The sequence below is a fragment of the Arundinibacter roseus genome, assembly GCF_004348825.1.
In the GTDB taxonomy this organism is placed as follows: domain Bacteria; phylum Bacteroidota; class Bacteroidia; order Cytophagales; family Spirosomataceae; genus Arundinibacter; species Arundinibacter roseus.
This window is the reverse complement of record NZ_SMJU01000001.1, coordinates 1-20204: the sequence shown is the minus strand read 5'-3', so window position 1 is coordinate 20204 and position 20204 is coordinate 1. Positions and strand designations below refer to the sequence as shown.

21 protein-coding genes are annotated in these 20204 nt (G+C 44.1%); 10 read left to right on the top strand and 11 right to left on the bottom strand.

Annotated features, from left to right (window positions below; genetic code table 11):
* Window positions 1-58 precede the first annotated feature (58 nt).
* Window positions 59-742 carry a thioredoxin domain-containing protein gene (locus EZE20_RS00105; RefSeq protein ID WP_165933373.1) on the bottom strand — a complete coding sequence of 228 codons (684 nt, stop codon included), beginning with the start codon at window positions 740-742 and terminating at the stop codon, window positions 59-61.
* Between the two features lie 156 nt (window positions 743-898).
* Here EZE20_RS00105 and eno point away from each other — a divergent pair, with 156 nt between their 5' ends.
* The 7 genes from eno to EZE20_RS00070 all read left to right on the top strand — a co-directional run bounded on the left by eno (window position 899) and on the right by EZE20_RS00070 (window position 8338).
* A complete protein-coding gene (gene eno / locus EZE20_RS00100; RefSeq protein WP_132113205.1) occupies window positions 899-2170 on the top strand; it encodes a phosphopyruvate hydratase in 1272 nt (423 codons plus the stop codon).
* 63 nt (window positions 2171-2233) lie between these two features.
* Window positions 2234-2566 carry an FtsB family cell division protein gene (locus tag EZE20_RS00095; protein WP_132113202.1) on the top strand — a complete coding sequence of 111 codons (333 nt, stop codon included), beginning with the start codon at window positions 2234-2236 and terminating at the stop codon, window positions 2564-2566.
* 67 nt (window positions 2567-2633) lie between these two features.
* A complete protein-coding gene (locus EZE20_RS00090) occupies window positions 2634-3131 on the top strand; it encodes a low molecular weight protein-tyrosine-phosphatase (protein WP_132113199.1) in 498 nt (165 codons plus the stop codon).
* On the top strand, window positions 3128-4660 hold the full coding sequence (gpmI, locus tag EZE20_RS00085) for a 2,3-bisphosphoglycerate-independent phosphoglycerate mutase (RefSeq protein ID WP_132113196.1): 1533 nt from the start codon (window positions 3128-3130) through the stop codon (window positions 4658-4660). Before EZE20_RS00090 ends, gpmI begins: the two co-directional genes overlap by 4 nt.
* A 259-nt stretch (window positions 4661-4919) precedes the next feature.
* A complete protein-coding gene (locus EZE20_RS00080; RefSeq protein WP_132113194.1) occupies window positions 4920-5375 on the top strand; it encodes a hypothetical protein in 456 nt (151 codons plus the stop codon).
* A gap of 36 nt (window positions 5376-5411) precedes the next feature.
* A complete protein-coding gene (locus EZE20_RS00075) occupies window positions 5412-6929 on the top strand; it encodes a M20/M25/M40 family metallo-hydrolase (RefSeq protein ID WP_132113192.1) in 1518 nt (505 codons plus the stop codon).
* A gap of 458 nt (window positions 6930-7387) precedes the next feature.
* Window positions 7388-8338 (top strand): hypothetical protein, encoded by a 951-nt coding sequence (locus EZE20_RS00070; RefSeq protein WP_132113190.1) that lies wholly within the window; start codon window positions 7388-7390, stop codon window positions 8336-8338.
* 76 nt (window positions 8339-8414) lie between these two features.
* Here the strand turns inward: EZE20_RS00070 and EZE20_RS00065 are convergent, their stop codons facing one another.
* The 5 genes from EZE20_RS00065 to EZE20_RS00045 form a co-directional block, all read right to left on the bottom strand.
* Window positions 8415-9305, bottom strand: coding sequence for a polyphosphate kinase 2 family protein (locus tag EZE20_RS00065; protein ID WP_132113188.1), 891 nt, complete (start codon window positions 9303-9305; stop codon window positions 8415-8417).
* A 63-nt stretch (window positions 9306-9368) separates the two neighbouring features.
* Complete coding sequence (gene rdgB / locus EZE20_RS00060) at window positions 9369-9962, bottom strand: RdgB/HAM1 family non-canonical purine NTP pyrophosphatase (RefSeq protein ID WP_132113185.1); 594 nt, start codon at window positions 9960-9962, stop codon at window positions 9369-9371.
* 175 nt (window positions 9963-10137) lie between these two features.
* A complete protein-coding gene (locus EZE20_RS00055; RefSeq protein WP_132113182.1) occupies window positions 10138-11031 on the bottom strand; it encodes an FKBP-type peptidyl-prolyl cis-trans isomerase in 894 nt (297 codons plus the stop codon).
* Between the two features lie 5 nt (window positions 11032-11036).
* Window positions 11037-11939: an FKBP-type peptidyl-prolyl cis-trans isomerase gene (locus EZE20_RS00050; RefSeq protein WP_132113179.1), complete on the bottom strand. Its 903-nt coding sequence runs from the start codon at window positions 11937-11939 to the stop codon at window positions 11037-11039.
* A 120-nt stretch (window positions 11940-12059) separates the two neighbouring features.
* The gene (locus EZE20_RS00045) at window positions 12060-13088 is read right to left on the bottom strand and encodes a DHH family phosphoesterase (RefSeq protein WP_132113176.1); all 1029 of its coding nucleotides are present in this window, start codon (window positions 13086-13088) and stop codon (window positions 12060-12062) included.
* A 186-nt stretch (window positions 13089-13274) separates the two neighbouring features.
* Between EZE20_RS00045 and EZE20_RS00040 the strand changes: the two genes are divergently transcribed.
* Complete coding sequence (locus EZE20_RS00040) at window positions 13275-13694, top strand: nucleoside-diphosphate kinase (protein WP_132113173.1); 420 nt, start codon at window positions 13275-13277, stop codon at window positions 13692-13694.
* Between the two features lie 79 nt (window positions 13695-13773).
* Here EZE20_RS00040 and EZE20_RS00035 read toward each other — a convergent pair whose 3' ends face one another.
* The 4 genes from EZE20_RS00035 to EZE20_RS00020 all read right to left on the bottom strand — a co-directional run bounded on the left by EZE20_RS00035 (window position 13774) and on the right by EZE20_RS00020 (window position 17717).
* The gene (locus tag EZE20_RS00035; RefSeq protein ID WP_132113170.1) at window positions 13774-14502 is read right to left on the bottom strand and encodes a hypothetical protein; all 729 of its coding nucleotides are present in this window, start codon (window positions 14500-14502) and stop codon (window positions 13774-13776) included.
* A 53-nt stretch (window positions 14503-14555) separates the two neighbouring features.
* The gene (locus tag EZE20_RS00030; RefSeq protein WP_132113167.1) at window positions 14556-15824 is read right to left on the bottom strand and encodes an acyltransferase family protein; all 1269 of its coding nucleotides are present in this window, start codon (window positions 15822-15824) and stop codon (window positions 14556-14558) included.
* A 117-nt stretch (window positions 15825-15941) separates the two neighbouring features.
* The gene (locus tag EZE20_RS00025; RefSeq protein WP_132113164.1) at window positions 15942-17183 is read right to left on the bottom strand and encodes an S-adenosylmethionine:tRNA ribosyltransferase-isomerase; all 1242 of its coding nucleotides are present in this window, start codon (window positions 17181-17183) and stop codon (window positions 15942-15944) included.
* A 15-nt stretch (window positions 17184-17198) separates the two neighbouring features.
* Window positions 17199-17717 carry a hypothetical protein gene (locus tag EZE20_RS00020; protein WP_132113161.1) on the bottom strand — a complete coding sequence of 173 codons (519 nt, stop codon included), beginning with the start codon at window positions 17715-17717 and terminating at the stop codon, window positions 17199-17201.
* 150 nt (window positions 17718-17867) lie between these two features.
* Between EZE20_RS00020 and EZE20_RS00015 the strand changes: the two genes are divergently transcribed.
* Together EZE20_RS00015 and EZE20_RS00010 are read left to right on the top strand one after the other, a co-directional pair.
* Window positions 17868-18416: a cob(I)yrinic acid a,c-diamide adenosyltransferase gene (locus EZE20_RS00015; RefSeq protein WP_132113158.1), complete on the top strand. Its 549-nt coding sequence runs from the start codon at window positions 17868-17870 to the stop codon at window positions 18414-18416.
* A gap of 135 nt (window positions 18417-18551) precedes the next feature.
* Window positions 18552-19619: a branched-chain amino acid aminotransferase gene (locus tag EZE20_RS00010; RefSeq protein ID WP_132113155.1), complete on the top strand. Its 1068-nt coding sequence runs from the start codon at window positions 18552-18554 to the stop codon at window positions 19617-19619.
* 75 nt (window positions 19620-19694) lie between these two features.
* On the opposite strand, the gene EZE20_RS00005 is transcribed toward EZE20_RS00010, so the two are convergent.
* Window positions 19695-20204: DDE-type integrase/transposase/recombinase (locus EZE20_RS00005; RefSeq protein ID WP_207104695.1), on the bottom strand; the 510-nt coding region annotated here is incomplete at its 5' end.

Sequence of the window (20204 nt, the reverse complement as noted above, 5' to 3'; positions counted from 1 at the left end):
CTGCATGAGAACTTTTCTCTTGCCGGAAGGCTTCACTCTTAATGGTTAAGTCATTTTATCACAAATTTGCCTCGATTATTTCTTTAAACTCCTTTTCAGGCATTAATCCCATGCCGCGCCACAGCAGTTTCCCATTTTTGTAAAGTAAGAAAATAGGGATTTCGTCAATTTGAAGGCGTTGGGTAAGTGCTTTGTTTTTATCGTAGTTGATGGTTTTAATAACCGCCTTGCCTTCATAATCCTTTGTGAGTTTTTGCATCGTAGGCATCATTTGCTTGCAGGGTGCGCACCATGTAGCAAAAAAATCAAGCAATACAGGTTTGTCAGAAGCAATAAGTTTCTCAAAATCATCCTGACTTATTTCTTCTACTCCCTTGGCAAGGTGTTCATTTTTATCAATAGGTAGCTGTGCCGAAGACCATTTCAGATAGCCTCCTTTCATATCATATACTTCTTTAAAACCATTATCTACAAGCTGTTTTGCGGCTTTTGCGCTTCGGGCTCCGGACAAACAGTATACAAAAACAGGTTGGGATTTATCCAATGCCAGCGTCTTTTGCTCAAAAGAAGACCCTGTTACATCAATATTGAGTGAATTTTTTAAATGGCCCTGTGCGTATTCTTCAAATGTGCGCACATCAAGTAACTGACCGTTTGGAGTTGAGGAGAGTTTATTTTTAAAAATTTCTGCATCCAAAACCGTTTGGCCCATTCCGCAAAGAGAAAGTAACAGGAGTGTCATCAGAGGGAGAATTGGTAAGCGTCGCATAGTATATCAATTGTAAAGGATTTATAGAAAAGGTTTTAAAAAAAGAAGGGACACAACGGTTCCCAAAATTTTACGTTATTTTTGCTTCGTTAAATTTAACCAATAACTCAAACAAACCCAAAGCTGCACATGAGTACTATTCAGTCAGTACATGCAAGACAAATTCTGGATTCACGAGGAAACCCTACCGTAGAAGTGGATGTCCGTACCGAAAATGGCTATTTAGGCCGGGCCGCCGTACCTTCCGGAGCTTCAACAGGTAAGCACGAGGCCGTAGAATTACGCGACAACGATGATAATGTATATGTAGGTAAAGGGGTTTTGAAAGCGGTAGAAAACGTTAACGATATCATATATCCTGAGCTAATCGGTATTTCGATCTATGAGCAGAATCTAATCGATAAGATTATGATTGAACTGGACGGTACCCATAACAAGGGGAAATTGGGCGCCAATGCAATTTTGGGCGTTTCGATGGCCGTTGCAAAAGCTGCTGCTCAGGAAGCTGGAATGTCGCTATTTCGCTACGTTGGCGGTACAAATGCGAATACCCTTCCCGTACCGATGATGAATATTCTTAACGGAGGTAGTCATGCTGATAATTCAATTGATTTTCAGGAGTTTATGGTAATGCCCGCCAAGGCTGATACATTTTCCGAAGCGCTGAGAATGGGTGTTGAGGTATTTCATACCTTGAAAAAAGTGTTGAAAAGCAAAGGATATTCAACCAATGTTGGGGATGAAGGTGGTTTTGCCCCCAATATCAAATCCAATGAAGAAGCGATTGAAATCGTTGTACAGGCTATCGAAAAGGCCGGTTATAAGCCTGGTGAAGATATCTTTATCGCTATGGACGCTGCTGCGTCAGAGTTCTACGAAAATGGTGTTTATCACTTCAAAAAATCAGATGGTCGTAAGCTGTCCTCGGCAGAAATGGCTGGATATTGGACAGAGTGGGTTAATAAATATCCAATTATTTCCATTGAAGACGGCATGGACGAAGACGATTGGGATGGCTGGAAGTCTGTTACCGATAGTATTGGCAGCAAATGTCAGCTCGTAGGGGACGACTTGTTCGTAACGAACGTAAATCGTCTGCAGCAGGGCATTGATCAAAACATCGCAAACGCTATTTTAATTAAAGTTAATCAGATCGGATCTTTGACCGAAACGATTGATACGGTTAATCTGGCTAAACGCAACAGCTACAAAAACATTATGTCGCACCGCTCGGGCGAAACCGAAGATTCTACAATTGCCGATCTTGCGGTTGCGTTGAATACCGGGCAAATCAAAACCGGTTCGGCGTCACGTTCCGACCGTATGGCGAAATATAACCAACTATTGCGCATTGAAGAGGAGCTTGGAGAAACTGCCTATTTCCCAGGTCTGAAATTCTAACAAGAATCTCAAATGTATACCTGACCGGAGTTGTTTAATAACTCCGGTCTTTTCCGTTTTCGTATGGTCACAATTCCTGCATGGCTTCGCAAGGCCTTCCTTTTTTTACGAAAATTTTACGCAGCAACATTTATTGGTTGGCTGGTTTGGATCTTTGTCATTGACGATAACAATTTATTTGTGGTCTGGGAAAACCGTCAGAAAATGTTGGACCTGGAGCGAGACCGGAGCTATTTTATCGAGCAGGTAAAACTTGTAAGAAAAGAACATGATGAAGTTTTCGGCAGTAAAGCACTGCTTGAAAAGTGGGCACGCGAAAAGTACATGATGAGGAAGCCTTCCGAAGATGTATATGTCATAGTTGATGAAAACGGAGAATACATCGAAAAGAAGTAATTCAAGCCAACTGGTACAATTTGGGCCTGTTTTTCTTTAATCTCTCTCGCAAATACAACCTTCCTGCATGATACACGTACTCTTTGTTTGCCTGGGAAATATATGCCGTTCGCCAGTGGCAGAGGGCGTCTTTCGCAAACTTGTAGAGGATGCCGGGCTTTCGGACGCTATTCAGTGCGACTCGGCAGGTACAGCTTCGTATCACATCGGAAATCTTCCGGACCGCCGTATGCGTCAGGTAGCTGCTCAGAATGGCATTCAACTGATTCACAAAAGCCGTAAACTCAATGGCGATGACTTCTATACCTTCGATTATATCCTGGCTATGGATGAAATCAACTTTGACGACATTCGAAATCAGAGTTACCGGAGCAGTGGATTCTTTTATCCCGAAGATCGGTTGTTTTTATATCGGGAGTTTGATCCTGTTCAGGATGGTTCATCTGATGTTCCTGATCCTTATTACGAAGATATTTCTGTATTTGAAGACGTGTTCCGTATGGTCGAAAGATGCGGAGTACAGTTTCTCGAATTTTTAATCCAAAAGAATCAATTAAAACAATGAATAAGAAAGTCATACTTATCATCATGGATGGTTGGGGGATCGCCAAAAACGGAGAAGAAAACCGTTCCGCTGTTTTGGCCGCTCAAACACCCTTTTACGATAGCATTCTTCAAAAATATCCTCATAGTAAGCTGGAAGCGAGTGGCCTTGCCGTTGGCTTACCCGATGGACAAATGGGAAACTCCGAAGTAGGACACACCAATCTGGGAGCCGGACGAGTGGTTTATCAGGATTTGGTAAAAATTAATTTGGCCGTTCAGGAAGGTACTTTGGCTCACGAACCCGTGTTGGCGCAGGCTCTTGCCTATGCCAAAGCGAATCGTACCAAGGTACATTTTATTGGACTTGTTTCGGATGGTGGGGTACATTCGCACATTGATCACCTCAAAGGTCTTTGTACAATTGCGCATCAGGCGGGTTTATCAGATGTGTTCGTACATGCATTTACTGACGGTCGCGACTGCGACCCAAAAAGTGGTCTTGGGTTTCTGAGAGAACTGGAAACGCACATGGGCGTTACTACCGGCAAAATTGCCAGTATTACAGGCCGCTATTACGCCATGGATCGCGACAAGCGCTGGGAACGGGTGAAACTTGCCTACGACGCTATGGTCCATGGAGTAGGGCAGCACGTACCGGAGACCGCTGTGCTTCAAACCGTAGAAGCGTCTTATCAGGATGGAATTACGGATGAATTTATCAAGCCAATTGTGGCCGTTACAGCAGAAGGAACACCCGTTTCCTGCATTGAGGAAAATGATGTCGTGATTTGTTTTAATTTCCGTACCGATCGTGGCCGGGAAATTACCGAGGTGCTTACTCAGCAGGATTTCCACGAGCAAAATATGCACAAGCTGAACCTCAGGTATATCACAATGACCAACTATGATGATACCTACATAGGCGTAGAAGCAATTTTTGATAAAGATAATTTGACAAACACCCTCGGCGAAGTACTGGCAAAAGCAGGTAAAAAACAGATCCGAATTGCTGAAACCGAAAAATACCCGCACGTAACATTCTTCTTTTCAGGCGGGCGTGAACTCGAATTTGAAGGGGAAAGTCGCTTAATGTGCCCTTCACCCAAAGTTGCTACGTATGACCTGCAACCTGAAATGTCTGCCTACGATATTCGGGATGCTATTGTGCCGGCGCTTGAAAAAGAGGAAGTTGATTTTGTTTGTTTGAATTTTGCTAACCCGGATATGGTTGGACATACCGGTGTTTTTGAAGCTGCTGTAAAAGCCTGCGAAACAGTCGACAAATGTACACAGGCCGTCGTAACAACCGGACTCGCTCATGGCTACTCATCTATTATTATTGCTGATCATGGCAATTCGGACTATATGTTTAATGATGACGGTTCGCCCAATACGGCACACTCGCTCAATCTTGTACCTTGTATACTTGTGGACAATACCTATACAACGCCGCTCAAAAACGGTAAGCTTTCGGACGTAGCTCCTACTATTCTGGCGCTGATGGGTGTCGAAAAGCCCGTAGAAATGACCGGAGAAAGCCTATTATAAACTATATACGCACGACCTGTGTTAGCCTTTCAGAGAGTCACATTGGCTCTCTGAATTTTTTTATATTCGATTGAAACCTTCATTTTTCCCCTGTACAGTGTACGCTATCTTTACAAAAAAACATTTACACACCAAAAGAACGACACCGACCCGGGCTGTCTGGTTTTTGAGTATGTGTATCGTGTGGACTATTTCTTCATGTGAGTCTCAAAAAGAATCTAAAACGCAAGCCAACGTTTATTACGACGTAAAAGGCTTTATGGAGCAGCAAATTGAGATTCTGAATCAGCAAAAGCCTGCGGTAGAAAAACAGATGATTGTTGGGGAACAATCCGAAAGCCGAAATTCTGATGCCATTGACTGGCAAAAAGAACTTGAATTATTTATTCAGGCTGACATCAATAAGCCGGCCTATCGGCAAAGCTATGAAGTAAGCCGCCCGGATTCTCTGACTTTTACTTATGTACTAAAAAATGGAGAAGATTTACCCGTACAATTTTTAAAAGTGATTCTTGATGACCAAAACCGGCAACCTGCACGCATCGAAGCTAAAATCGTTTCGAAGAATCCTTTATATGAATCTGAAAAAAATCTGATAATGCAGGCCGCCGCACTTGACGGAAAGTGGAGGTTGCGCTCGTATCATATCTATGGATTTCAGGAGTTAATCATTAGCGAACGAAAGCCGTTCGATGTGAAGGTAAATATTCAATAGTAACGTGTTATTCCAATTATTCAATTTTCTCTGCACATGAAAAAGATTTTATACCTATGCTCATTCGGACTTTTGCTGATCAGCCCGGCGTTTGGTCAAAAGGGAAAAAGCCTTCCGGAGTTTAACCTCCAAAAAGTAGAAAGAGAAGCTCACATGCGTTTCCTGGCGTCAGATGAGTTGCAGGGGCGACGCACGGGAGAGCCCGGCAATCTGGTCGCTGCCCGCTATATCGCGGAGCAGTTCCGGCGTTTGGGGCTTACGCCCGCACCGGGGCAATCGGGGCAGTCAGGCTACATGCAGCCCGTACCGCTTGAAAAATTGGGGAGTGTGGGCGAGGGTATGCTTATCGCCGGAAATGATACGCTAGTTCAGAAGAAAGACTGGATTCTGATGGCAGGCTCGACGATGAATATCGATGCACCGCTTGCCTATGCAGGATTTGGGTTGGAAGATGTAGCCAAAGGCTGGGACGATTACAAAGGACTGGATGTCAAAGGGAAAATCGTGCTGGTACAAAGCGGCTCATCAGAAGCAACTACACCCTCCGACATTATTAGTGCATCCACGCAGAAGCGCCGAATTGCTGCTGAAAAAGGAGCTGTTGCGGTAATTGAGCTTTTCAAAGCTCCCATTCCGTGGAATTTTGTGGTGAATTATTTCTCTGGGGAACGCCTATCACTTGCAGATGGAACAGCTCCTGTGACACTTCCTCACGCATGGGTAAATGGTAGCGAAGCCGCCCTTACCAAACTTTTGCGTGCAGCCACTTCGCTGCAAATCAAAACGGATGGACGCCTCGTTCAGCCGATTAATGGTTTTAACGTAGCCGCTTATATTCAGGGTTCGGACGCAAAGTTAAAGGACGAATATGTGCTTCTGACTGCCCATTATGACCACGTTGGGGTGGGTAAGCAAGGAGGGCAGCCGTATACTGCTGAGGATAGTATTTTTAATGGTGCCCGCGACAATGCGTTTGGAGTGGTAGCCTTGTTGTCAGCTGCCGAGGCGCTGGCCCAAAATCCGCCGAAGCGTTCCGTTCTTTTGGTAGCCCTGACCGGCGAAGAAGTTGGGTTGTTAGGTAGTAAATACCTGGCCAACCACCCGCTATTACCCTGGAAACAGTGTATTTTTAATCTTAATTCGGATGGTGCTGGCTATAATGATACCAGTATTTTGAGCGTAATTGGCCTTGATCGAACCGGCGCCCGTGCCGAAATAGAAACCGCAAGCAAGGCTTTTGGTTTAGACGTTGTAGCCGATCCTTCTCCGGAACAGGGATTATTCGATCGATCGGACAACGTAAGTTTTGCTGCCAAAGGGATTCCGGCACCAACAATGACGCCTGGTTTCAGAGCATTTGATGCAGAGCTGATGAAAAATTACCATCAGGTTTCAGACAACCCTGACACCATTGATTTTAATTACCTTTTGAAATTTTCACAAGCCTATGCCTATGCAGCCCGGCTCATTGCTGATCGTGCCCTTGCGCCAAAATGGGTAGCCGGAGATAAGTATGAGGAGGCATCATTTAAACTCTACGGTCAACAAAAATAGCGGACAAATTCTGACAGAATATGGGAGAAAATAGGACGTTTTATAGATTTGATTTCTGAGCGTCGTGTATTTTATTCTACACTTCTTAAATTATAAATAGCTTCTTTTGCCGTTCACTAATTCAGACGATTGGTTAGTCAAAAGGTTCGTGAAGCTAATAATTAATGTAATTTATTAATAATCAAATGGTTAAAAAGGAGAGCAACCAGGTTGTTCTCCTTTTTGCTTAGAACAGTCTTTGTAGTACTATATATTAAACAGGACACGAATAACGTTCAATACGCAGCAAGTTCAGAAAGCAGGAAATGACTGCTGGAAAACCAAATTGGATTTTTACAGACTGAGGTCTGTACAGAAAAGTTTAAACGAATCAGAGATTGTAAAACTAAATGTGGATGGATGTGTGAATCTGTACTTTTTTCTTTTCTAACTTAATTTCAATCTAAACGTAAATCAAAATGCAAAACGAAGCACAGAAAAAGCAAAGTACGGCATGGGCAGTTGTGGTAGTTTTGGCAATTGCCACGGCCATGTTAGGGTTTCTGTTTTTCCAACAGAGAGCCGAATTGACCAATCAGGAGGCTGTTGTTATGGAAAAGGTAAGGGAGGTAGCCTCTACCCGCACGAAGCTGGATTCTTTGTCGACTGCTCTTAACTTGAAAATTGCAGAAGTAGAAAAGTTGGGCGGTGATGTTGAAGAACTAAACAAAATGAAGGCCCAACTGGAAGCCGATAAAGTAGCTCTTTCCAGAAGTAAGAAAGTAGAAACAGGTAAATACCTGGCTAAGATTAAGGAATACGAAAATTACCTGACTGAAAAGGACACGGAAATTGCGCAATTACGCGAAGAAAATCAGCTATTGGCTGCTAACAATGACTCGCTGAATGTTCAGGTAGGTTCGTTGCGGAGTGAGCGTGAGACCCTCGTGCAGCGTCAAACCGAATTGGCAGATTCTGTGATGACCTATACGGCTCAAAATCAGGAGCTTTCGGAAAAGGTAAATCGTGCGGCTGCACTTAAAGCACAGAACTTGAAAGTATTGGCTGTTACAAACAAAGGAAAAACCAGAGAGGACGATGCGTACAAAGCCAAGCGGGTTGATAAAATTAAAGTTGTGTTTGATTTGCCCGAAAATCCATTGACCCGTCAGGATACGAAGGATATTTATGTGCGCGTACTTGATCCGGAAGGCGCAGTTCTTTCTGATGATGCCGTTGGTTCGGGAGAATTTGAAGTCAATGGTCAGGAAACAAAATTCACCACGCGTGAGTCAGTTGCATACCTGAACAATAATCAGAAAGTGGAAATGATCTACGACAATTCATCACAGTTCCGCCCTGGCAAATACAGCATTGAACTATATGCCGAAGGATATCGAATTGGTGGTGGAAACTTCGTAATTCGTTAATAATCAAAAATGTATTGTGTAAAAATAGCAGGAAGTCCTGAAAGGCTTCCTGCTATTTTTATGTGGTAGCCTGGCTTTACTCCTCGTTTTGAGAATTGATTAAATCAATAAAATGCTGTAATTCCTCTGAGCGTTTGTCGTCTACTTTCGGATAGCTTAGATGCATTTTTTGAAGTTCTTCGGCAATTAATTTACCAACAATCAATCGCGCATTTTTCTTGTCGTCCGCGGGCACTACATACCACGGTGCCTGTTTAGAGGCTGTTTTGTTGATGCAGGTTTCGTAAGCATCCATATACTCGTTCCAATAGCCTCGTTCTTTTACATCACCTTCTTCAAATTTCCAGTTTTTAGATGGGTCCTGAATGCGCTCAATGAGCCGTTCTGCCTGTTCTTTTTTGGATACATTTAAAAATATTTTCATCACGCGAATACCATTTCGATACAGATATTTTTCAAAATTTCGAATATCCTTGTATCTGTTTTTCCAAACTTTCTCCAAATCTTCTGTTAGTTCAACAGGCAAATTTTGCGTTTGCAGCAGAATCTCAGGATGAACTTTCACCACAAGCACTTCTTCATAATAGCTACGATTAAAGATTGTGATTGACCCGCGTTCGGGCAAAAGTACCGAACTGCGCCACATGTAATCGTGTCCAAGCTCAGTTACTGTGGGGCGTTTGAACGAATGAATTTTAAGCCCGATTGGATTTACACCCGATAACACGTGTTTGATCGTACCGTCTTTTCCGGCGGCATCAAGCGCCTGCAAAATGACCAAAAGTCCGTACCGATTGTGGGCGTACATCATGCTTTGCAGTACATCAAGACTTTGCGCAGATTCCTTTAACAATTCTTCATATTCTTCCCTTGTATCATAAATGTCAGGAATTTTGGTATCAGTTGACGCAATATTGAACGGTCGGGAGCCATCGTAGCGGAAGAAATCAGGATCAAAATGGGGCATAGGTTTCTATGTTGATGAAAATGAAATAGTTAAAAAAAACGAACGCATTTTTACAAGTCTGCTTTATTCCAAAGGCGACTGTTTAAGAAACTCAACCAGTTTTTCAAATGCTTTGGCACGATGACTCAGCTGCCCTTTTTCTTCCCGGCTCATTTCGGCAAACGTGCGTGAATGTCCCAAAGGCAAAAAAACGGGATCATAGCCAAAGCCATTGGTTCCTCTTTTTTTAGCAATAATTGAGCCTTCCATGATTCCTTCAAATTGATAGTATTTTCCACGATGCACCAGCGTAATGATGGTCACAAAGCGAGCCGGCGAAGGGAGCGTTTTTCCGGTTTCGGCCAGTCGGTGCCACAGGTGCTCAATATTGTCGTTGGCATCGCGTTGCGGGCCGGCATAGCGCGCCGAATACACACCGGGCTCATTGTCGAGGGCGTACACTTCCAGGCCTGTATCGTCGGCGAAAGCATTGGCTCCAAAATGCTCCCAAATGTACTCGGCCTTTTGGTGCGAGTTAGCCGCAATCGTAGGTTGAGTTTCTGGAATATCCTCAAAACAGCCAATATCTTCGAGGGTTAACAGACGAAATTCAGCACCCATAAGATCCTGAATTTCGGCGAGTTTGTGCAGGTTATTTGTTGCAAAACAAAGTTCCATAGTTTTTCCTGTAAAGTTCACGAAATAAAATTGATGCAGATAAGTTTACGGATGATCGATGACTTTTGCCTGCACAAGGTATAAAAGTTGACGGAAACAAGACAGATATAAAAACGAAAGAGGCCATCCTAGCGGGACGGCCTCTTTCGTTTTTATACCAACTGAAAGCGTGCGATCAATTGGATTTTGACACAATTTCTACTTCAAAATAAAGCGGTGCAAAGCCAGGAATATTGTTGTTTCCCTGTGTACCGTACCCGAGGGCCGATGGGAAAAGCAAATTCGCTTTTTCGCCCGCTCGTAATTTCAGTAGACCTTCCGTAAATCCACGTACAAGGCTTGTACTACCTACGGTTACGCTAATAGTCCCTGAATCGAAAATAGTGTAATCCATCCGGCGACCTGTATATTTTACCTGCAAAACGCTTCCGTCTTTTACCTCTGCGGAATCAGGATAGGAAACTAATTTTCCAAACCGCAGTCCGCTTTCAGTTGTTTCGGTAATGACTACGGCATGATCACGCACGAAAGCATCCATTTGTTCTGTTTCGGTGCTGATACTAGTTACCTTCAAATCAATCCTGACGGGACTATATGCTGGAAAAAGTAAAGTACCTGTTGCTCCTAAACTAAGGTACGAAGGCAGGAAAAGTACAGCAGAATCCCCCTCTGTGAGCAGCGGCGTTCCGAACACAAGCGACATGGCCTGATCTGAAAAAAATGGAAGCTTGGATATACCAAATATTGCTCGGACAGGCTTGTTGAGCGTGATCTCGCTACTATCTACCAAAACTCCATCCAGGCGGGTGGCTACATACGTTACCTTCACTTCGTCACCAACAGCAACCTTCTGCCCGCTTGTGCCGCGGGAGATTACGGAGTAATACAGGCCTTCGGTAGTCCGCTGAGCTGTAATTCCATTTTCTGACAGATAGGTTCTGATTTCCTCGTCGTTCTGAGCTTTTTTCTGATCACCAATTATATTTGATTGATCATTACAAGCCGACAGAAGACCACCCACCAATAGCCCGAGGGCTACTATCCAACCGTTTGTATTCACCACTTTCATAGTCCTTAGGGGGTATTACCAGCCGGAGTATTTCCTGTACCAGATTTTGAGAAATCTACTAATTCAACATCAAAAAGCAACACGGCATTGGCAGGTATTGGTCCGGAGCCTTCGCTTCCGTAGGCCAATCCTGACGGAATGATTAAGGTGCGTTTCTCGCCTTTACGCATCGACATAATGCCTTCTTCCCAACCCGGAATTACCATGCCTACGCCAACCTGAAAGTCGATGGGTTTGCCACCTGTTTGAGGATTGCCGATAGAGCTGTCAAATACTTTTCCGTCCAGCAGTTTGCCTGTGTAGTGTACTTTCACAACATCGCCTTGGGCAGGTGTAGCACCTGAGCCCGGAGTTTGAACAATATAATGAAGGCCTGATTCGGTTTTTTGAGCAGTTAGCTTGTTTTTGGCCAGATAATCGCTGATGATTTTGGCATCCACTGACTTTTGGGCAGCACCCTTGGCAGCCTGATCTTTCTGGAAATCTTCTGACGACTGAACGTTCAATACCTTAACAGTAAATGTAAGATCTGTGCCTTTTTTTACCATCGGAGGCAGTGGCTGCATCATTTTTGCAAAGAGCGTATCGGCACTGACAAAGAACGTGGCACTGTCGCCTTTGGCAAGCATGGCAAGTCCTTCTTCAAAACTACCTTTGAAAGGGGGTTGCTGAAGTACGAGCTTAACGGGCAGGTTTTCCTTGTACGTATCACGTAATACAGAGTCTTCGCTGTTTTTCAAAAGCAGATGAAAGGAAACTATATCCCCGAGTTTAGATTTGGGTGCATCATCATCATGTTCGTGAAATTGATATTTTAGCCCACTTTCTGTTACCTGCACCCGATGTTGGTTACAGGAGGCGGCCAGGAAACAGACACCCAGCACAATACCGATTGATTTAAGATTCATTGGTTCTTGATTAAATATAAATTAGAGTAGTTCGTAGTTACGTGATTGATTTTTGTCTTAAATAATTCTTTTTATAACGTATCCTGCGGCTTTTTTATGTTTTGAGGTAAGAAAATAGACTTACTTTTCTACGGCTAAAAGCTGAGTTTTATAAAAAGGTAACAGTTTTAAAAAATGCTCGACGGTTTCTTCCAGGGAAAGACTGGAGCGCCCGCCGGACGCATTAAAATGCCCGCCTCCATCAAAATGTGCGTTGGCGAGTTCGCGTACTGAAAAGCTTCCAAACGAGCGAAACGAGATTTTGACTTCGCCTTTTCGCTCAATGAAAAGAGCAGTCATGACCACATTTTCTATCTGCAACCCGTTGTTGACAATCCCGTCGGTGTCGCCGGCTTCGGAATGATACTTTTCGAGTTCGGCAGCGCTTAGGGTCATGTAGGAAGTGCGGTACTCAGGCAAAACCTGCAATTTGTTGCATAGTACATGCCCCAAAAGTTTCATTCGTAAAATCGGAGAATTATCAAAAATCATCCGATGTACCTTGTTTACTTCAAAGCCGGTATGCATGAGTTGAGCAACGGCCATGTGTACTTCCGGTGTAGTGCTGCCATGCCGAAATGAACCTGTGTCAGTCATAATGCCTGCGTACAAACATTCGGCCATTGGCACATCAATCAGTTCCAAATCGCCTAAGTCACGAATCAGCTCAAAAATCAGCTGAGCCGTTGCAGCAGCCTTGGTGCTCCATACCATCAAATCGGCAAAATTTTCGGGTTCGAGATGATGATCTACGAGCAATTTTACGGCTGAGGCTTCCTTGACGAGTTTGCCCAATTCTTTTAAACGCGACAAAGCAGAAAAATCCAGGCAGCAAATCAGCGTTGCATCCTGAATCAGCACCCGGCATTCGCGCGGTTTGGCGGCATTACCTTCATAAGTCAACACGGTATCAGCTTCGGGCAGCCACTGCAAGTTAGCGGCCATATCAGTAGGACTGATGACCGTTACCTGATGCCCTTTCTTTTGTAAGTAGAGAGCCCAGCCCAGCGAAGATCCCATTGCATCAGCGTCGGGATCCCGGTGCATCGTTACCACGATTTTTTGGGGAGTAGAAAGTAAAGTTTTTAAGGCTTCCAGATCTTGAATCACAGCTATTTGTAGTCAGTTAATGAGGCTATTTACCTGCCGATAGATCCGTTGTATAAAAACTTGCACCTGGCTTAGGTTTCCTGATTAGCGCACAAAATTAACAAAACTGTTGAGATTTGTTGAGTGTTATCGGTTTTATGGGGAAACTTGGCTAATTTTGCGGCCAAAATAAAATTTTGGAACTGTATGTCAGGCAATAAAACCTTTACTATGATTAAACCTGATGCCGTTGCTGACGGTCACTCAGGTGCAATTATTAAAATGATCGAAGAGGCTGGATTCAGGATTGTTTCCATGAAAAAAACAGTACTTACGCCTGAGCGGGCGGGTCAGTTTTATGAAGTTCATAAGGAGCGTCCTTTTTATGCAGATCTTTGTAAGTACATGTCGTCGGGGCCTATTGTGCCGATGATTCTGGAAAAAGAAAATGCTGTAGCTGATTTTCGTACACTGATTGGTGCTACCAATCCAGCCAATGCCGAAGAAGGCACGATCCGTAAGCTCTATGCCCGTTCTATTGAGGCTAATGCTATTCACGGGTCTGACTCGGACGAAAATGCTGCCATTGAAGGAAATTTCTTCTTTTCTGCCACCGAGCAATTCTAATTTGCCAATCGGCAGGAATAATCATGTGGCTCCCTTTTCCTTCAAGGAATCGGGAGCCATTTTTTTTTGTATTTTATTTCTACAAAAAATCAGGTTTACTGGCTTTGATTCTGACATAACTGCCCGCCGCAGAGGCGCGTGCTCCGAAGCCACATTCGTAGGCATCGTCGAGGTAGTCAATCTGCACGGAATTTTTGCCGAAAGTGAAGAGCAGTTTGCAGGCGCCAAACTCTTTATTTTCGTAAATGGCCTTATTCCCTTTTAAACTAATCGTCGTTTTTTCCAGGTCCGCAATATGGAACGACGGCCCTCCCGTCACCGCGCTGAGCGCTATCACTAGTTTGCCGGGTCCTGCCTGCTGGACTTTCAACTCGCCTGAGCCGTCTTCGGCCCCAAAGGAATAGTAATAAGTACCTGTAAGGTCAGGTAAAGGTTTGGATGCCACCGTATTCCGGGATGTTTGTTTCAGGCTGACTTTCAATTCTTTCGCGTCGCGCTTTGGTGCTGACCATATTCCTTCCAGGCCGGTGCCTTTGGGAGAGATCGAAAAGACACCCGTAACTTCGCCGTTTGGCATATGTTCTTTCAGGAAATAGGTGCCGTCGTATTTGGAACCAATGACCGTAATTGGAATCCCTTTTTTCTTGTAAATCAAGGTGCCAAAGATCGCATCTCCGTCTTCCGATAGGGTAAGTGTAATAGGGATTTTGCCCATAATTGTCCCCTCAAAGCTGCGCTGAGGCAAGGACTGACCAAAACAAAATAAGCCTGGAAGCCAGAAAAACAGTAGGAGTAAGCTTTTTTTCATGCGTGAGTTAGTGTTACAGAAAATGATAAAATTGAGAAAAGTGGAAAATGATCTTATACTTTGAAAATTAGTTTTTTACGATAAAAAAAATACAAAATCCCGAACCAGATCAACAGATAAATCAGTGCGCCAGCAAGTGAGGCATTTTTTGGATCTGAAAAATGAGGTGCAATCTGAAAATCATACAGATAACTTTGCAGGCCAATGATCTCCTGAGGGGTATCCGGTGAAGGTACTTTAATGCCATTGAGTACTCGGGGAATAATGCCTGAGAAGAAAAATACAACCATTGGATTTACACCAAAGACAAGAAATGGCAGGATCCGGCTTTTTTGATTTTTCCAGTCAATCACCGCGTACAGGACAGCAAGTAAAACTAGTGCAATTCCAGCCGCTAGGAGCACATATGAACTTGTCCAAAGCGCCTTGTTTATGGGAAAGACTATTCCCCATAAAACCCCAATCAAGATTCCTGCGATTCCGGCAGCGAGTAGTCCAACCGTTTTTTGAGCAGGTGTTCGGGTACTCGTAAGAAGTGCGCCTGCAAGCAGTCCGGCAATGCCTGTGCCAATAGCCGGTAGTGTGCTCAGAATTCCTTCCGGATCCCAGGTTTTTGAAGTAGCCCATAAATGCCCGGGCAATAGCAGATTGTCGAGCCAGGCCGCGAGATTTACGCCCTTTTCAAAAGAGGATTCACCTATTCCCGGCACGGGTATAAGAGCCATTAGTGCCCAGTATAGAAGCAGGACGATCACCCCAACCACGGCTTGTGTTTGTACCGAACTGGAAAGATAAAGTAATGAAACCACCAAATAAACCAACGCAATGCGCTGCAAAACGCCCGGAAGCCGTACTGATGCGTAGGCGTCAAAGCTGCCAAAGGCCAGTACAAGTAGTACAGCCAATATACCTGCTGCTACAAAAAGTTGTAAGCGACGATTATAGTTTCCGAATAGCGCAACTACGATGAGTGCGGTAAAGGCAAGCCGAACTAAAAGTAACGACGTACCTTCTAAGCTACCTGGTTGAATTTTTGAAAAAAAGTTAAGGAAAAGCCCAAGGGTAAAAAACCGTAGAAAGCGCGTCAGGAGTTTTTGCAAGGTTTCCTGATTGAGTATTTTTTGGGGAGTTGCCAGGACGGTAGTGATGCCGACAATGAAGAGAAAAGTTGGAAAAACCAGATCCGTGGGCGTCAGGCCGTGCCACTCGGCGTGGAGCAGTGGGCCGTATACATGCCCCCAGTCGCCGGGGTTGTTCACGATGGTCATCATCATGATGGTGAGCCCTCGGAGTACGTCGAGAGATAGTAAACGGTTGTTCATAAATGCTTGAAAGGAAGGGTTGGTTTAGATTCATTGGGCCGAAGCAACACAAAAATACGTTGGAAAAATGAAATTCTTCCGTAAAATGAATATGCTCTAAACCACTTACTTTGCCTTTCAAACGGAGCGCTGATTCCTCCATAAAAGTGACGAATCGCCGTAGCTCAGAAAGCGATAGCCGTGTAAATAGGCCGCTTCGTAAATTTGTTTCCAGTTTTGACCGACAAAAGCAGCTACCAGCAAAATGAGGGTGGAGCCCGGCTGATGGTAGTTTGTAATGAGTCCATCGCAAACTTTAAATGAATAGCCGGGAAAAATAAAAATCTCGGTTTGGCCGGTAACTTCATCCTTGTTTTCCAACATCATTTGTTCCAGAATCGCCTCCAAAGACTGTGTAAGCGAAGGAGCATCTGATTCGGAAATAGAATATGGATAAAGTTTTTCGATCCAAAATGTTGTTGATTCTTTGCGATAGAGCTTTACTCCAAACCAATACAGACTTTCCAGCGAACGCATAGACGTTGTGCCAACGGCAACAATCGGCCCGTTTTGCACCAGCAGTTGTTCAATAAATGCACGCGTAAAAACAATCTGCTCGCTGTGCATGGAGTGGTTTATTACGTTTTCTACCTTGATTGGTTGAAAGGTGCCAGCACCGACGTGCAGGGTAAGAAACGAGCGCTTTATTCCTTTGGCTTCCAGCTGATTCAAAACAGTTTCCGTAAAATGCAGGCCGGCGGTAGGTGCGGCCACGGCACCTTCCTGCCGCGCATACACGGTTTGATACGTATCCAAATCGCGCTCTTCGGTGTTTCGATTCAGGTAAGGCGGCAGCGGAATTTCTCCTAGCGCCTGCACAATTTCCAGAAAAGTAGCGTCTGTATCCCAGGATAGCTCCACCTGATTCTGCTCATAGTTTGCATAGGCGGCCCGAAGAAGTACAGACTGATTATTGATCGTTAAGATTTTTGAAAGGGTATCCGCAAGTTTCCATCTTTTCTTATTTCCGATCATACAGGTCCATACCGAAGCCTGTTTTGCAAGCATCGCTTCATTGATATTTGTCGTAGGCGCTTCGGGATTCAGGAGCAGAACTTCAATGGTAGCTCCGGTTGATTTCTGAAAATATACCCGTGCCGGAATAACCCGCGTATCATTAAAAACCAGCAGACTTTGCGCAGGTAGATAGTTAGTAAGTTGATGAAAATGAGTGTGTTCAATATTTGATTGCTCATAAATAAGCAGGCGGGAATCGTGCCGGGGACTAACCGGATACCGTGCGATGCGTTCATCAGGAAGATCGTACGTGAATTCACTTAAAAGCAGTGCATCGGCTTGTGATTGCCAGTTCTCTTGCATACAAAGATCGTGAAATTAATCCAGGGAGATTTCTGGTGCAGGTGCACGCATGAGTCGAATGGGCAATGCCAGCACTATACTTGTCAACATGCCAAAGCCCAGATAAAACAGCCAGGCAAAATCAAAAATATCGCTTTTATATTGCGAGCTGTTTACCGTAGCGAGCGAAAATAAACTAAGCGCAAGAATCGTGTTTATGGCTGCCACCAAACACAGCAGCCAATTGGTCAGATGTTCGTTGAGGACATCCCGATTAGCCGCCCATGCAGCCCTGTTTGGTATGGGCATCATCATTGCCGGAACTTTGGGAATCTGACGCGCGGTAGCCATTATGACTACATTGTTGAAAATAATGAGACCCATCACGATGTAGAAAATTGTGCTTTTTTCTACATAATGATCGGCCATTCCTGAGGCAGCGTAGCCCACAGCCACGAGGTCAGGAAGTAAAGAGTAGGTCCAGGCGAGGGCCCCGATCACTAAAACGACCGAAAACCAGCGCCAAACTTTTATAGCAAATGTTGTAACTTTCATGAAATACTATAATAAAAATAATTTTTAAATCTATATCAGCCCTGTATGGGTTAAAAATAGTGGGGGCAAAATTAGGGGGGACGGTTCCTAAAACCTAATATCGCTCAAAAAGGTTGTTGTAATAATTAAAGAATTTAAACCAGAGTTTTCATGAAAATATATACTAAAACCGGCGACACCGGCAGTACATCGCTTGTGGGAGGAACCCGCCTCAGCAAGGCACACATGCGTATTGAGGCCTACGGTACCGTTGATGAACTTAATGCCTGCATTGGCCTGTTGCGCGATCAACCCGTAAATGCCCACCGACGCGAGGAGTTGAAAGAAATTCAGGACCGGCTTTTTACCATCGGATCACATTTAGCTGCTGAAAATGATTTGAATTTCAGTAAGTTACCAGATCTTCATGAAAGCGATAGTGAAATGCTGGAACAACTAATGGATCAGATGGATGCTGACTTGCCTCCCTTGCGGGCATTTGTGTTGCCGGGCGGGCATCCTTCCGTTTCGTTTGGACATGTAGCCCGCACCGTTTGCCGGCGGGCCGAACGGGCCGTCATTTACCTGCACGAGCATGAGCCCGTTGAAGCAATTTTGATAAAATATCTCAATCGTCTGTCTGATTATCTTTTTGTACTATGCCGGAAAATGACGGTTGAGCTTGCCGTAGAGGAGGTTATATGGAAGCCCAGAATCTGATTTTTAGTTTAAAATAATGAATTAATTGTTGTACTAAGGGTTTGGCAAAATATGATTAAATATGATTAAATTGCACGACCGTTTATAACTCGGATAGGCAGGCCATCGAAATAGTCAGAAATAACACCAGTAATTATGATAGCTGATACGTTGCAAATTGAGGTTCAGCAAACGACACAGTCTCGTTTGCAAGAGGTTGACTTTAACAACCTTGTGTTTGGCCGGAATATTTCCGACCATATGTTTATTGCCGAATATCGCGATGGCCAATGGCAGGATGCCCGCGTGGTACCTTATGGTGATCTTTCACTAAGCCCCGTTACGGCAGCTTTGCATTATGGACAGGCGATTTTTGAAGGCATGAAGGCCTACAAAAATGACGAAGGCGAAGTGCTGCTTTTCCGGCCCCACGACAACTGGAAACGGTTTAATCATTCGGCACAACGCATGTGCATGGCCGAAGTGCCCGAAGAATTGTTTATGGGCGGCCTTACGGAGCTACTTCGCCTTGATGCTGGCTGGGTTCCTTCGCAGCCCGGTTGCTCATTATACGTGCGTCCCTACATGTTTGCAACGGATCCGTACCTCGGTGTGCGTCCTTCCGAAACCTACTACTTCATAATTTTTACCTCTCCTGTAGGTTCTTACTATTCCAATCCACCCAAGGTAAAGGTTGAAACGGAGTATATTCGGGCAGCGGAAGGTGGCGTGGGCGCTGCCAAGTGCGCCGGAAATTATGCCGCATCGCTTTACCCTACCAAACTGGCTCAGCAGCAGGGCTACGACCAATTGATCTGGACAGATGCCAAAGAGCATACATTTATAGAAGAGTCGGGCACGATGAATGTCATGTTTGTAATTGATGGCAAGCTGGTAACTCCCGCTGTTTCGAATACTATTCTTGATGGAATTACTCGTAAAAGTATTGTAGAGATTGCCCGCCACTGGGGAATGGTAGTGGAAGAACGGAAAGTCAATATCACGGAGGTGATTGATGCCATTAAAGAAGGGCGCCTTGAAGCGGCTTTTGGTGCCGGAACAGCCGTGGTTGTTTCGCCATTTTCTGTCATTGGGTATCAGGGTGAAGAGTATGTTCTTCCACAATTAGAAGAAAATTCGTTTGTGGCGCGGGTAAGCCGTTTTCTTTCTGACTTGCGTACTGGCAAAGAGGCCGATACATTTGGGTGGACTTATAAAGTATAAGCAATTCATAAATTTTTATTTATGACTAGTCCTAAAATAGAGATACAGATTTAAGATTAGTTTAATTTAGATTGTTTAGGCCGTTGCAACATTATTTTTGCAGCGGCTTTCTTTTTTATAAGTGCGTATTTTTATTTCACTCTGCTGATGCATTTGCTCTGGTGTTAACATAAAACCAGAATAATGAGGGCGCATGGAATTATAGATTTCAATGCTATCCTTGACAAGCTTTTTCATCGTTTGCAAATCAACCTGATATTCTTCGAGCATAAATTCATCTTTCAAAATTCCATTTACTCTTTCTGCCACTGCGTTAGCATAAGGATCATAAGACTCTGTCATACTGCATCTTATTTTGTGTTTTTTAAGTACTTTCTGGTAGTCATCACAGCAGTATTGTAAGCCTCGGTCCGAATGATGAATTAACGATTCTTTTGTTCCCTTTTGTTTCAAGGCCATTTTTAAAGCCCTTACTGCACCACCTGCATTCAAGCTGTCAGAGAGATCATAACCCACAATTTTCTTGGAATAAGCATCTGTTACAAGGCACAAATAAGTATGATTGTTTCTGTTTCCAATGTAGGT

What these genes read in the sequence shown, in the direction of transcription:
- EZE20_RS00105 (WP_165933373.1), bottom strand. Translation starts at nt 742, where the DNA reads ATGACACTCCTGTTACTTTCTCTTTGCGGAATGGGCCAAACGGTTTTG.
- EZE20_RS00055 (WP_132113182.1), bottom strand. Translation starts at nt 11,031, where the DNA reads ATGAAAGTGGTGAATACAAACGGTTGGATAGTAGCCCTCGGGCTATTG.
- gpmI (WP_132113196.1), top strand. Translation starts at nt 3,128, where the DNA reads ATGAATAAGAAAGTCATACTTATCATCATGGATGGTTGGGGGATCGCC.
- EZE20_RS00065 (WP_132113188.1), bottom strand. Translation starts at nt 9,305, where the DNA reads ATGCCCCATTTTGATCCTGATTTCTTCCGCTACGATGGCTCCCGACCG.
- EZE20_RS00040 (WP_132113173.1), top strand. Translation starts at nt 13,275, where the DNA reads ATGTCAGGCAATAAAACCTTTACTATGATTAAACCTGATGCCGTTGCT.
- eno (WP_132113205.1), top strand. Translation starts at nt 899, where the DNA reads ATGAGTACTATTCAGTCAGTACATGCAAGACAAATTCTGGATTCACGA.
- EZE20_RS00070 (WP_132113190.1), top strand. Translation starts at nt 7,388, where the DNA reads ATGCAAAACGAAGCACAGAAAAAGCAAAGTACGGCATGGGCAGTTGTG.
- EZE20_RS00035 (WP_132113170.1), bottom strand. Translation starts at nt 14,502, where the DNA reads ATGAAAAAAAGCTTACTCCTACTGTTTTTCTGGCTTCCAGGCTTATTT.
- EZE20_RS00015 (WP_132113158.1), top strand. Translation starts at nt 17,868, where the DNA reads ATGAAAATATATACTAAAACCGGCGACACCGGCAGTACATCGCTTGTG.
- EZE20_RS00080 (WP_132113194.1), top strand. Translation starts at nt 4,920, where the DNA reads ATGGAGCAGCAAATTGAGATTCTGAATCAGCAAAAGCCTGCGGTAGAA.
- EZE20_RS00095 (WP_132113202.1), top strand. Translation starts at nt 2,234, where the DNA reads ATGGTCACAATTCCTGCATGGCTTCGCAAGGCCTTCCTTTTTTTACGA.
- EZE20_RS00075 (WP_132113192.1), top strand. Translation starts at nt 5,412, where the DNA reads ATGAAAAAGATTTTATACCTATGCTCATTCGGACTTTTGCTGATCAGC.
- EZE20_RS00030 (WP_132113167.1), bottom strand. Translation starts at nt 15,824, where the DNA reads ATGAACAACCGTTTACTATCTCTCGACGTACTCCGAGGGCTCACCATC.
- EZE20_RS00050 (WP_132113179.1), bottom strand. Translation starts at nt 11,939, where the DNA reads ATGAATCTTAAATCAATCGGTATTGTGCTGGGTGTCTGTTTCCTGGCC.
- rdgB (WP_132113185.1), bottom strand. Translation starts at nt 9,962, where the DNA reads ATGGAACTTTGTTTTGCAACAAATAACCTGCACAAACTCGCCGAAATT.
- EZE20_RS00010 (WP_132113155.1), top strand. Translation starts at nt 18,552, where the DNA reads ATGATAGCTGATACGTTGCAAATTGAGGTTCAGCAAACGACACAGTCT.
- EZE20_RS00025 (WP_132113164.1), bottom strand. Translation starts at nt 17,183, where the DNA reads ATGCAAGAGAACTGGCAATCACAAGCCGATGCACTGCTTTTAAGTGAA.
- EZE20_RS00020 (WP_132113161.1), bottom strand. Translation starts at nt 17,717, where the DNA reads ATGAAAGTTACAACATTTGCTATAAAAGTTTGGCGCTGGTTTTCGGTC.
- EZE20_RS00090 (WP_132113199.1), top strand. Translation starts at nt 2,634, where the DNA reads ATGATACACGTACTCTTTGTTTGCCTGGGAAATATATGCCGTTCGCCA.